Here is a 12,044-nt window from a genome sequence, read left to right on the forward strand (position 1 = left end):
GCCCAAAGTCCGCTTTGGAATTAGCTCTTAACCGATATCAACTAAGTCAGGAGAAAGGGCCTATCATCAATGCAAAGAGGCATATGATGTAGATGCACTGTGCCCGGCCGCAACAGTGATATTATTTGAGGCGGCCCGCGGGCACTAACACTGACACTCGTCTTTCAGGCAAGTTTTTAAGCTATCAGCTTCGTCTCTCAATACCAGGAATTGCGTCTTCTCCTAATAGTGAAATCAGCTTTTCCTTGATTAACTTTGAAGTTTTTGGGGACGCATTCCATAGCATTGAATTATTCCACTGACGCATTAGGCGCTCGGCAACCGAGTTGAAATTTGAGCTTGAAGCTACTTGGCTCAAGAACTGCAGCAAATCAGAGTAAAGCCGGGTGGAAATCATCTGCTCGACGACAGTGGAAACAGTATTCGCGTTCAATTGGCTCGTAAGCTGGCTTTTCGACACTGCCAGCTTTGCAGCACGGTACCTATCTGTTTCATTTCCAACATTTTTTGCAGCTTCAATGTACGTGTCAAGGTCAGAAGCCGTCAACCATTCACTCTCTCCTTCTCCCATCAGTGCTTGTCTCATAAACACATGACCTGAGGAATGTTTGCCAAGCAAATACTTGAGTGATCCTTCATGAAAGAGCTTTGCTCTAGAATCATGCAATTCGCGAGCCAGTTGAACCAACTGAAGGGCTTTTCCGAAGTCCCTTTTCGACATCTTATCACGAGCACAGTTCATAACAGCTACGGACTTCTCTTTCGAACTCCAGTCTCGCACAAGCGCATCTGGTTCGGCTTCAAATGCATTGACTAATGCTTCACGAACTGAAGACTCAAATAACGGTGAGCGTTTAAGTTTTTGCCTTAAGAAGTCTTCAACCAACGGCTGAACCACATAGCTCGCGCCAGAATTACTGGGACGTTCAGAAATCAAGCCAGAATCGCATATTTCATAAATTGCGGATTTCACCTCATCCGCACCCAAATCCAGTATCAAACGGAGAGTATTCCCTGTCCAGTTTTCTCCGAGGTAGGGAAGCAGCATTGCCGCCTTCCGAGCGTTATCCGGCAGAAATTCATACATATTCTCAAAACAGAAAGTGAGAAACTCTTTTTTCTCTGTACTTGCGCCCTTCATTGATCGGAGTGCTCCTTTTGCGGAACCAGCCTTCGAGACCAGTGAAGCGCACCACTTGATAGCCAGCGGCACATTGCCTGTTTGTTGCAGTAAGTTGTTGAGTTCGTCTTCGCTGATTCCCTCCGACACCGCGTACCGCGACAATTCATAAGACAACATTTTCAAAGCATCGGCGGGCTCAAGAGGCTCAACGGCTATTGTACTTGCAGGTACATCCTTCTTGAGACGAGTAGTTATCAAAGCCTTTACTGGATCTGGCAATTCATCCTTTATGAATTTTATTATCTCAGGATCATTTATCTCTTCAGCGTTATCAATAAATAAAATACCCGGTAATCCTGACATAAAATCAATGATGTCGCGCTTAACCTCATCAGTTGATCGCTCAATATTAATTTCCAATGATTTTGCGATAATTTCCAAAAAGCTTCTGAAGCGGCTAAAAGATGCTTGCGTAGGCACGCTGTGCCCCACCCAAACTTCTGATTTAGCGGAAAGTGAAACGATAAACAGATAGGACTTTTCCTCGTACAATTCTTTAAGGAGTTCGATTGCGACAGCAGACTTTCCCACTCCGCCCTGACCGTCAAGTGCCACAACGTAACTTCGGGACTTAAGCTCAGCACGTAGTTTGTCGATGAGATTGCGACGCCCGAAGAACCTGTCGGTGTCAGGGCTGAGCAGTCGGAACTGAGGCTCATCCACTAAGAGCGGGTAAGCCTCAATGTTTGCGAATGAGGCATCTCCAAATAGGCGTTGTATCTCTTGTCTATCTGTTGCTGTCTTAGTGCTGTTTTCTGCACGATAGAATATCTGCCCTTCGACAAACATAGGTTTAAGACCCTTCTTCAATGGGCCGTTCCTTGCGACAGGAATTGGGCCAGAGTCGGATCTTGGTACGAATATGCAGCATAAGTATTTGTGGTCGCGTATCTCAATTAGTTCCCGAAAAAACGGTGTTGAGCCAGGGAAATATTTAGATATTTTGTCTGTTATAACGGTAGAATCTGGTATTCTGTTAAAGTGTATGGGGCTAATTTTATAGTCATCGCGAACCCCGAATATTAATACCCCACCTTGTGAATTGTGGAATCCAAGAATTTGCTTCGCGAGCCTCGCAGCACCTTCATCACTGGAAATATCAAGGTTTTCTTTGTAATCCCAATAGTTTCGTTCATCTAGCCTATTGATTTTGCTCTTCGTTTTATTGAGCAGTGCCTTAGAAAAATTCGGATGCATTTCGCCTTGTTTAAGGGAGGCTAATATGCATGAGGAAAATGAGGTCACAGTTTAAATAAACCTTATAAAATCCACGTAAAAAGTCCTGTAGGCAACACTTCCCTGTAACAGCCTTGGAGTCAACTTTTTGTTCTAGTGGCTGGTTGTTGAAGTGATCAGCTTTTGCGTTTTAGAGGTTACTGATGCCGTCAAAGTAGGCGTTCGCTGCGATAGGACAAAGGTGCATTTTGGGCTCCAAGCTGACATCTGACGCTTTCGGTCGGTCACCCTGCGCTTGGTGGTGTCATGAATGACAGCAATCGGACGAAAACAGACTTTCGCGGCGCCTGAAATTATTTGGGCGACGCAAGGGGCAGTCGGTCACCCAGCAGACATTCTGCTACGGGTGCAACAGTCAAATTGTCACCAGTATCCTAGGTAGGAGTGGATGGCGCTACTGGACCAGTGTCTACTGAAGATAGGGCGCCACGGGGGTCATCGGTTACCCCCCATTTATAGCGGGCTGAAAAAGACGAGGGCTTTGTTAGAGTTTTGTATCTTTCCGCTCTGGGGGCAGGGGACAGATCCACCGTCTCACAAATGATTGAGAGTGAAGGTGGTGAGGGGCTGGATGAGGGGGTCTTGGCCAGCCCCTCTTTCTTGAGGGGGTATACGGTGTGGTAGTGTTGTTCCGTTATGGACAACCTAGCGTTTGAGCGTTTTCCCCGAAATTGGGGGATTCCCTTAATTCTTGCAAATAAATCGAAACGCTTTGTTTCCAAATCGCGAACCGTAAGTTTCAAAATGAATCATGGACACAAATTTGCCACAATGCGATCCTGACAACGTGGGCGGCATGTCTTGATTTTAGAACGTTCTGGTTTTTCCAACTGGATTTGAGGGGGTTAGTTAGTTCGGCGTGTCGCCCCGCGAATTTCCCAACATTTGGCTAGAAACAGAAATGAGATATTCGCATGTCCGAATATCAACAGACTATTCACCGCAGGGCCTCAATTGAAACACTTAACACATGTAGCAGAGTGATGCGGCGCGCCTTGATGGGGATTAGCGATTTCAATGAGGGGGTACGAGTTCGGCGCGTCGTACCTTAGGGTAATCTTAGGGTAACTTTGCCCAACCCCCACATGACATGAGCCGTGACTATTTCTTCGTCTGCGCCGCCCCCCTCGGCGGTGCTTCGTAAATCAGAACGTCGATAAACACCTCGGCATTTCCGCCGTGCTTCCTATCAAATCCATTTGACATCCCAGCGCAGAGTCACGGTGGCCCCAACGCCTTTGCCCAGAAGGTTGCCAGCCTGATCGAAACGGCGCATGAACTCGGCACCAGTCTCACTTTCCTCACGCTCTAATGTGACGGTTTCTTCAAAATCCGAAAGGCCAACGATTGCTCTTTGGACCCGCTCTTCAAGATTTTGAGGGTACTCTCCATCTGTTGAAATTGGTTCACCACGCTTGTCAAAGAATTCGCCTTTCACGATGGCGACCTCGAACTTGTTGTCTGATTTTTCTTCCAGTTTTTTGACGCGGTTTTTGATGCTCATTTCGATGCCTCCAATGCTGCGATCCGACGTTCCAGTTCCGTGGTTTCCAACACCCGCCGATACTGCTCCACCAGCCCCATGACCGTTGCACCCTCAAGCGGCGTGACCTCACCCTGAGAAACGGCCTGTAGCACCGCCTGTGCGGCCTCTGAGGCGTCCTCAGCGGATTTGATGGGTGGAAGGTCGAAGTTGACAGGTGCATCCTTTCGGGATGGCGCGATACGCTCCAAACAAAGACGCAGGGCTGTGCTGTCGCCCTCAAGCGCCATTTCTACCGCCTTTTGAGTGATTGCCTCAGATTGACCCTCAAGTAGTTCCTCGACTGCCCTTGTGACCCTGTGCCGGGTTCCTCGGGGTTTGCCGGGATTGCCCTGAGCAAACTTCCCGCTCTCATCAGTGTACGTATTGGTCACGTTTTTTCGTTCGGATTCATCCGTCATTGCTCATGCCTCATTTGCTTGATCGATATTCACGACGCGCTGCAATTCTGGTGCTGCAATCGCGTTGCTTCGGGTTGATTTGCCGCAAAGCCCCAGCCCCAATAAGACACGCTCGAAAGCTTCCACTTTGTTCAGGGGTATATGGCTAGATGTATATATGGGGGAGTTTTTACCCACGGCGGACGCCCCATTTGGGTAAAAAGCGGGGTAATCTTTACGCCTTTGAGTATCCAAATGGGTAGAATTTACCCCACCCATGGGTCATTTTTCCCCCAAGGAATGGGTATTTTTTACCCGGGGCTTTTTCTTTTTCGGAGCTGGTTTCCAGCGCATGAATTCCTTGGTCGCCGAACCCTCTGACGTTTTCTCTTCGGTCAAACGATAGGTGGCAGACTGGCCGATTCCGGAGGGCCCAAGGCAGTGCCCCCGGGTGACTACAATGAAGCCACGCTCGAGTAGGATATCGAAGTACCCGGCGACGGTTTTCCGGTCGACGTTCAGCGCTTTCGCAGCGGCGCGATGGCTGAGGAATATCTCGCCATTGTTGCCGCCGTTAAAGCGGCGTTTCAGCTCAATATACAGCGCGCGAGGTCCGGGCTTGAGGGTGGCCCAGGCTTGGGAAGCCTGAAACCACTCCATCAGTTGAACGTGGCGGGGACCGCCACGTTTGTTTGCTTTGTACGCGCCGCCCATCAGTCAACCTGCGCTCGGTTGGTGATGTCAACCAAAGCCCTCAGAACATTGTGCAGCAGACCGGCATCAAACATGACACCACGATTGCTCGGGCGAAATCCGGTCTTGGTCTTGGACCAGACACGGAAATCGACAACGTCGCACCCAGGATGAGGCTTGGAATCCCGTGGCGGGCGGGAGATGCGGATTTCCTCGCGCTCATTGCACTTAACAACAACCATCATGACCGGCGTTCCCCGTAGTGTAAGGAAGCAATCAGACGGGCCGCTGCTTCGCTGAGTCCATGCTTGCGGCGGATCTTGCGGGTTTGAAGGTCAACGGTTCTCATGCCGCCACCTCGTTCGCCTGGATCAGCTCTACTTTGCTAACGAGGAAATAGATGCCGAACTTTTGACGTCCGGTGTCTGGATCGCCTCGGTACATTTTACATTCGATGTTCACTCCATCATCACGCCGCAGGGGTAGCACTTGGTCTGACAGACGGCAGTAGCTGGCCGCATAGAGTGGCGACCGCATTAGCCCCTCAAGGACTTGGCGCTTGTGCTTGGATGCGCAGATTTCGCGCGGTTCCTGACCCGGATCTGTAACCTTGAAGAGTGCCGGAGCCGTTAGATTCGGAAGGTCTACCCAGCGATAGACGCGAAGCGCATTGGCTGGAGGGAGTTCGATACTCGTTGTTTGGTTATTCCCGATAATCATTCGATATTACCTTTCTTTTGTTGAAAGGCATCGGACGTTCGGCTATTCTCTCAGTACCACCTAAAAGAGTTCGCCTCCGCCCGTGCCTCGGGTGGGGGTTTCTTTTAGGCAGCAACACGCTGCGACTTCGCTTCTTCGATCAGGCCTTGGATTTCGGCTTCCGACCAACGGGTCGTGCCCTCCAATTTGACCGGCTCTGGGATTTTCCCCGTTGCGGCCCTGCGCCAAACGGTGGCGACGCTACAGCCAAGAATGGCTGCGGTATCCCTCACCGAAAGTAGGCGGTCTGCTGTAACTCCGCTCATTTTCAACACCTGCGCTTGATTGCGATGTGTTGATGTATAATGTGGCCGATATGCACGGTCTAAAGGAGCTTTCTAACTAATTTTGCTAGAAAAATTCTTAACTACATTCTTGGCCCAAACGACCGGGCTAGCGTCGATGCCGCATTCGGAAAACACGTCTGAGACGAAGTTCAAAAATGGACCATAAGGTACACCATTAGAATCCGGCACTGTGGGACGATTGCCTGTGAGTTCCGCGAAAAGCTTACCGCACTCTTTGGCGGACATCTCGGCGGCAATTTTTTGTTTTTTACTGTTATGCCTATGTTCAAACCAAGGGCCTTCACCAAATTGAGACTTCAAGGAAGGAGCATTGGGGTCTATCCGTGCGCTGGCGGCCTTTATTTCGTCTGCCAAAGTCAGGATTATCGAAGCCAAGACTTCTTGGGCCTGCGAGTTCGCTTCTGGATAGGAAAAACCAAACTCAACAGGGTTCGGCAAGGTGCGCTGTAAAACCAATGGGATTGTTTTGCTCCCATGCCAACCCAATTCATCAATGTGTTTCTTGGCCTTGGACAAGGAGTTTGCGGCCTTCAATAGGCTCTCCAAGTCCCGATTAGGGTCTCGGTCAGCATGAAGGATTGATTGCGTCGCAATTGCTGCGCCTATGTTGCCGCTCAGGACACTTGCTCTAAGTTCAGCGTCTCTCGGGCCTAGCTCTGGGAAGTGCTTTTCTAGAATGGGGGCAAGGACATTGGTCCTTTGCTCTCGGTCCATCACTGTCTTCCCCCAATCACAACCACATCCGCGCTTTCTTGCGTCACCAGTTTAGCCCACTTGTCCAGCGCAACCGCACGTTCGCCCAGCAACTCGGCCTGATTGTATACACGGGCGACGGCGCTGGCCTGAGACGCCGTAGCGGCGTGGTTCAGTACTCGGTCGACCACAGATTCAGATACCCCGCGTTCGGCCATGTGTGTGGCAAAGGCTGTACGTATGTCGTGAAAGCGCCAGTGCTCGAATCCATCACTAAGCAACATATCCAATCGGGCTTTCGCCTTACTCCATCCTGACACTGGCGTTCGTCCGGTTGTGCTGAATAAGTAGTCTTCTTGTGCGTCCTCCATCTGATCCAGCCGCTTCAACGCGTGTTCGACTTCGATCATTGCTGGCGGTGACAGATGCGTTGTGTGCGCTCGCTCGTTCTTTTCGTCGGACACTGCCTTCTTGAAACGGGTGTTTGTCAGGTCCAGTTCGCTCTTTCGCAGCCCTGTAACCGAACTGCGTCGCTGCACCGTTAGCAGAAGCATACGAAGCAATGGCCCCCAAAGCTCACCCAACTCGAATGACTTGGCCCAGATTTCACGGATCTCAGAAAGTGAAAGGACTCGCTCACGAATACGCTCTTTCGTAGCTTGTTCCAATCGGTCACCCACATCCTCTTCCAGGTACTCCCGACGCCATGCCCAGCGCGTGAAGTGTTTCAGCGCTGCCCTGATCCGGTTGGCCATAAACAGCTTGCCGTCTTTGGCTTTGTCATCGACGGGCTTTTGGAGGCTGGCACGGGTCAGCGTGCCAATCGGTTGATCCAAGTGCGAGGTAAGTGCGTCCGTGAGCTGGCGTTTTCGTTCATCACCTGATTTCAGGTTGGAAAGGTGCAGTTCAGTGTATGTATCCAGCACAATCTGGACCGTTTGTATGCTTGCTGCGGCTTTCTGCTCTTCGCGCCGTGCGTTTTCAGATTCCAGTACTCGGTCAAACCCCCGGGCTGCTTCCGCCTCTATGTCCAGTGCGACGCTTCGGGCCTCAGCCAACCCAATAGGACCGGTCTCACGCTTTCCTGCAGCGCTCCAAGTGCAATAGACGCCCAGCGTGTGTTTTCGTTTGGCACCGCCTTTAATCCGCTTTTCGTACATCCAGACTGCGCGACCTGACGAATACACCCTTAATCTCAAACCAGCGCGCTTCGTGTCCGATATCTCAAGCCGATCAATCTCCGGCGGTTCTAGCCTCTTCAGATAGGTCTCGTTTAGCTCAATCTTCACTGAAATCACCTCTGGGGGACACCTGGGGGACAAAATCCGCTAGATTGCATGACACGGTGTGAGACTAGTTTAGACACTCTATGACCGGGGGACAATGGTGATATGTCTTATTTTAAGAGTGTTTTGCAGACAACCGCGTCAGTATGATACGGCATGATACGAAGTGCGGTTTGACTTCAAATCTCTGGTGTTTCTGACTTTTAATCAGTGGGTCGCAGGTTCGAATCCTGCACGGCTCACCACTTTTCTTAATAAAAACAAAGAAATAGATGGGTAGTTTTGCGCAGATGTTTCTGGCGCTTGCGTTGTCGGAAGCAATACGGAAGTACTAGGATCAGGAAAATAGCGTTGCGACTGAGTCACAGGTCTTAGGTTAAAGAGATCGCGTGGTAGCGGCCTTGCAGAGTTCAGTGAAAAAGTTGCCAAAGCAGCATTTTTAGGGATGGATTGTCCCTGTATTCAATCTGATGTTGCCATGACTGATTTTATTGATCGTACTCGTAGGTCCATTATCGCACTAGCGGACACTTTGGATCCCGAAGAAATTTCCTTGATTCCGACTAGTCGCGGTTTTGTAGCGCTGGTGGATAAAAGGTTTTTTTAACCACGTTACGAAATACAATTGGTATGCAGTTGCGGCCCGCGCTAAGGACGGCAATGCGCAGGAAGCAGACTTTGCAAATTCTAGCTATCAGACAAACCAAATGACAGGCTGGAAACGATCAACAGGCGTTTTCTACCCAAGGCTGCCGTTTTACAGGCCGTAGTTCTCTGGTAGCGTCGGCTATCTGCCAAAAAACCTAAAGCTGCGAACCAATTGGTAAAATACTTAGAAATCCAGCAACTATGTGATCCCAGGCCGATCCCGTCGGCTCGGATTGGTACTCAATTACGGTGCCATCATCGCCTCTTGTCGTCCATTTAAGCTGACCAGCTTTCTCGAGCGTCACGTTATATGTGTATGCAGGTAGCGCGTCGTCCAAGGCACCCATGGTCTGTATAGCCAATGCTGGCGAGTTAATCAGAATTCCCATCTCGGTGTTGATGTTGACAGATCGCGGGTCCCAGTTGAACGACCCTACGAACAAGTATCGGTCATCAACTGCAAATGCCTTGGAATGTAGACCTGACTTCGATTGCGCCCAATTGATACCGCGGCGTTGGACCTTATCGGCGTCCGGTCGCAGCTCATATAGTTCTACTCCACCGCGTAGAAGTGCACGGCGTTTCTTGGCGTAGTGCGCGTAGACGGGTGCGACGTCATTAGATGCAAGTGAATTGGTTACAACCTTTACGTCGACGCCGCGGCTTTCCAATTCGGTCAACCATTTCACACCGTTGTTGCGCGGCACGAAATAGGCAGAGACGATGTTCACCTCACTGCTGGCATTCTCAAAGTACGGAAGCAATTGAGATGCCAGAACGGGACCTGAGTTCTCGAGACCGGCGGCTTTTGACGGCGGATCAGCATAAAGCTTCGCAGGCAGCCAATCCAGTGACAGGGCACCATCTGCGAAGTTCTCTTGTGCTGACTTTCTGAGAGCCGCGCCATACTGCGTTTGCTTCGCTTCATCGACCAGTTCGTTCAACCTGACTCGCGCATCACCAAGGTCAAATTCCTGAGGTTCTCCAACAACCACCCGAGCTGGTACGGCGAATTCGCTGTTCCAGTAAGAGTCAAAGCTTCGCGACACCTCGCGAACAACCGGGCCTGCGGCCAGAACATCCAGATCAGCATAGTTCATTTCTTCCCGTGCGAGAAAGTACTCGGCACCGATGTTTCTCCCACCCACAATCGTGAACACGTTGTCTGCCGTCATCGACTTGTTGTGCATTCTGCGATTGATGCGTTTGAAGTCCGTCAGTCCCGCGATCAACAGACTTTGATCTCGCCAAAATGGATTGAACAACCTGATCTCAATATTTTCGTGATTGTCCAGCGCGGCCGTCATCGCGTCATAACTGGACGTATCCATATCATCCAGTAGCAATCGGATGCGAACACCCCGATCTGCCGCCTGCAAAAGACTGGCTGCAAAAAGGTGGCCCGTTGGGTCGTTGTGCAGAAGGTAGTATTGCGCGTCTATCGTTTGCTCAGCCGCAGCCGCTAACAGCAAACGTGAAACAAGCGCTTCTTCGCCGTCACTGATCAGCTTGACCCCCGACCGACCGTCTTTGGGATCGCCAAGCCGGTTGGCTGCCTGACTAAGAGCTGTGCGCGAGTTTGCCGGAAGCGAGGCCGATAAAGTCTTTTCATAGGTGCGAGTTTTTGGAGCGCAAGCAACAAGAGTCAGCGCACACCAAACACAAACCACAAATTTCCATTGCGCCATAGGCTTCCTCCATCCCCGTATCCTAGGTGACTACGCCGAGACGGGTGATTGCAAGTTTGTTCTGTGAAACATGAGGTTGTTTCGCTTGTCGTTGTTGATTTGGTGAAACCCTCAACTGCCCCACGCAGGTACGTGATTTTGACGCAACCTCAATTCAAACGTACTCTACCAGCAACCAAGCGCAAACGAGAACCATGTCTGATCCCGAACACAGAAATGACTCTGCCGCGGAACCTTCGCCGCTTGCCGTGGACGACGGTATCGGCGTGGCAACAGAGGAGTTCCGAATTTCGATGCCAATCGGGATCGGAGCTGTCTTGGCTGCTCTGGCTTCTTTGGCCACGTGCTATTCCGGGATTCTACTGACCTATTTGGTTGGTTATGAAGCGCTTTCCATAAACCCTCATGTGCAAGCGGTGCTCATGTGGGTGTTTGCATTATTGGCGGTTAGTTTCTTATGGAGAGACCGGAAACGGCATGCCAAGGAGCTTCCACTCGTCCTCGGAGGGATTGCTGCCGTCATCCTGATTGTTACGCTGTACTTCGGCTATGACGAACGTGTCGAAGCGCTCGCCTATGTGTTTTTGGTGATCGCGGCTTTGCTAAACCAGAACTTTATACTCGATGCTTTGAACCACACGGTTCGCAACCAGACACATGAAATAGAGGCATTGAACGAAAGACTGACCGAGAAGGTAAAGCGCCAGGAAGGCGAGATTGACAGGCTGGCACGACTCAAACAATTCCTTGCTCCTCAAGTTGCGGAGCTTGTCGTAGAAGAAAATTCTGACGAGCTTCTTAAAACTCATCGTCAATACATCGCTTGCCTATTCTGCGACATCCGCAATTTCACGGCGATTTCCGAGGCGATTGAGCCAGAAGATGTCATCACCCTTCTCCAGCATTTCCACGATGAAGTCGGTCATTTAGTTGCCCAACACAAGGGAACAATCGGATACCGAGCTGGAGACGGATTGATGGTGTTCTTCAATGATCCGGTTCCCTGCGATCAGCCCGTTCTGCAAGCCGTGCGGCTGGCTAAAGAAATAAGCGAAGCCTTCGAGGGAATACGTGCACCCTGGCAGAAACTCGGGCACGCGATGGGTTTGGGTATTGGGATCAGTAGTGGTTACGCGACGCTTGGGCTTATCGGGTTTCATGGTCGCGCCGACTACACCGCAATCGGTGGAGTTGTGAACACCGCATCCAGGCTTTGCGACTTTGCCAGCGACGGGCAGATCCTTTTGAACCAACGGGCGCTTCTAGACATAGAACAACATGTGGAGACCGAAGAACTGGGGGAACGGGAACTGAAGGGCATCGGTGGCCCCGTGCAGATTTTTCGCGTTATCAGTCTCTTTGATCAAGCAAAGTGATGCTCTCTCTTGTTAGGACTTCAATCGTTCTTTGTATTTTGAAGGTCCGCTTAGGGCTGTGAGCGGTCAATCATGCTCGTCGCGGAAAATGGCAGCGATGAGCCCAATGTGGCCGGTACAAGACTTAATATCTAATGCCGCTAGTATGCTTCCGGTTTGATCCGAGAGATTCCCAAAGAAAAATAAGTAGCGGTTGGGCACAAAGACAATTCACCGATCAGAAGTGTTGCTGGCCTTCGGAAACCTGATCA

At 50.6% G+C, this 12,044-nt stretch carries 11 protein-coding genes; 1 reads left to right on the top strand and 10 read right to left on the bottom strand.

Annotated elements, in window-relative coordinates; genetic code table 11:
• Positions 1-184: 184 nt before the first annotated feature.
• From ACR3EJ_RS04755 to ACR3EJ_RS04800, 10 genes are all read right to left on the bottom strand, one after another.
• Complete coding sequence (locus ACR3EJ_RS04755; RefSeq protein ID WP_480422758.1) at positions 185-2,380, bottom strand: ATP-binding protein; 2,196 nt, start codon at positions 2,378-2,380, stop codon at positions 185-187.
• 1,228 nt (positions 2,381-3,608) lie between these two features.
• Positions 3,609-3,923, bottom strand: coding sequence for a hypothetical protein (locus ACR3EJ_RS04760; RefSeq protein WP_480422760.1), 315 nt, complete (start codon positions 3,921-3,923; stop codon positions 3,609-3,611).
• Entirely contained in the window at positions 3,920-4,363 is a 444-nt protein-coding gene (locus ACR3EJ_RS04765; protein WP_480422762.1) for a DUF5681 domain-containing protein, read from the bottom strand. The genes ACR3EJ_RS04760 and ACR3EJ_RS04765 overlap by 4 nt, the downstream gene beginning before the upstream one ends.
• Positions 4,364-4,624: 261 nt before the next feature.
• Positions 4,625-5,056 carry a helix-turn-helix domain-containing protein gene (locus tag ACR3EJ_RS04770; protein WP_480422764.1) on the bottom strand — a complete coding sequence of 144 codons (432 nt, stop codon included), beginning with the start codon at positions 5,054-5,056 and terminating at the stop codon, positions 4,625-4,627.
• Positions 5,056-5,280: a hypothetical protein gene (locus tag ACR3EJ_RS04775; RefSeq protein ID WP_480422766.1), complete on the bottom strand. Its 225-nt coding sequence runs from the start codon at positions 5,278-5,280 to the stop codon at positions 5,056-5,058. Before ACR3EJ_RS04775 ends, ACR3EJ_RS04770 begins: the two co-directional genes overlap by 1 nt.
• Before the next feature lie 100 nt (positions 5,281-5,380).
• Positions 5,381-5,755, bottom strand: a complete 375-nt coding sequence (locus ACR3EJ_RS04780) for a hypothetical protein (protein WP_480422768.1) — start codon at positions 5,753-5,755, stop codon at positions 5,381-5,383.
• A 104-nt stretch (positions 5,756-5,859) separates the two neighbouring features.
• Positions 5,860-6,060: a helix-turn-helix transcriptional regulator gene (locus ACR3EJ_RS04785; RefSeq protein ID WP_480422770.1), complete on the bottom strand. Its 201-nt coding sequence runs from the start codon at positions 6,058-6,060 to the stop codon at positions 5,860-5,862.
• Between the two features lie 72 nt (positions 6,061-6,132).
• Complete coding sequence (locus tag ACR3EJ_RS04790) at positions 6,133-6,816, bottom strand: hypothetical protein (RefSeq protein ID WP_480422772.1); 684 nt, start codon at positions 6,814-6,816, stop codon at positions 6,133-6,135.
• Entirely contained in the window at positions 6,816-8,084 is a 1,269-nt protein-coding gene (locus ACR3EJ_RS04795; RefSeq protein WP_480422774.1) for a tyrosine-type recombinase/integrase, read from the bottom strand. The genes ACR3EJ_RS04790 and ACR3EJ_RS04795 overlap by 1 nt, the downstream gene beginning before the upstream one ends.
• Positions 8,085-8,884: 800 nt before the next feature.
• Entirely contained in the window at positions 8,885-10,417 is a 1,533-nt protein-coding gene (locus tag ACR3EJ_RS04800) for a phospholipase D family protein (RefSeq protein WP_170542184.1), read from the bottom strand.
• A gap of 194 nt (positions 10,418-10,611) precedes the next feature.
• Between ACR3EJ_RS04800 and ACR3EJ_RS04805 the strand changes: the two genes are divergently transcribed.
• Entirely contained in the window at positions 10,612-11,793 is a 1,182-nt protein-coding gene (locus tag ACR3EJ_RS04805; protein WP_170542183.1) for an adenylate/guanylate cyclase domain-containing protein, read from the top strand.
• Positions 11,794-12,044: the final 251 nt, after the last annotated feature.

This window comes from Ruegeria sp. AB11, assembly GCF_056536325.1.

Coding starts and splice junctions, on each gene's coding strand:
- ACR3EJ_RS04790 (WP_480422772.1), bottom strand. CDS start 6,816: ATGGACCGAGAGCAAAGGACCAATGTCCTTGCCCCCATTCTAGAAAAG.
- ACR3EJ_RS04780 (WP_480422768.1), bottom strand. CDS start 5,755: ATGATTATCGGGAATAACCAAACAACGAGTATCGAACTCCCTCCAGCC.
- ACR3EJ_RS04760 (WP_480422760.1), bottom strand. CDS start 3,923: ATGAGCATCAAAAACCGCGTCAAAAAACTGGAAGAAAAATCAGACAAC.
- ACR3EJ_RS04775 (WP_480422766.1), bottom strand. CDS start 5,280: ATGATGGTTGTTGTTAAGTGCAATGAGCGCGAGGAAATCCGCATCTCC.
- ACR3EJ_RS04755 (WP_480422758.1), bottom strand. CDS start 2,380: ATGCATCCGAATTTTTCTAAGGCACTGCTCAATAAAACGAAGAGCAAA.
- ACR3EJ_RS04800 (WP_170542184.1), bottom strand. CDS start 10,417: ATGGCGCAATGGAAATTTGTGGTTTGTGTTTGGTGTGCGCTGACTCTT.
- ACR3EJ_RS04805 (WP_170542183.1), top strand. CDS start 10,612: ATGTCTGATCCCGAACACAGAAATGACTCTGCCGCGGAACCTTCGCCG.
- ACR3EJ_RS04765 (WP_480422762.1), bottom strand. CDS start 4,363: ATGACGGATGAATCCGAACGAAAAAACGTGACCAATACGTACACTGAT.
- ACR3EJ_RS04770 (WP_480422764.1), bottom strand. CDS start 5,056: ATGGGCGGCGCGTACAAAGCAAACAAACGTGGCGGTCCCCGCCACGTT.
- ACR3EJ_RS04785 (WP_480422770.1), bottom strand. CDS start 6,060: ATGAGCGGAGTTACAGCAGACCGCCTACTTTCGGTGAGGGATACCGCA.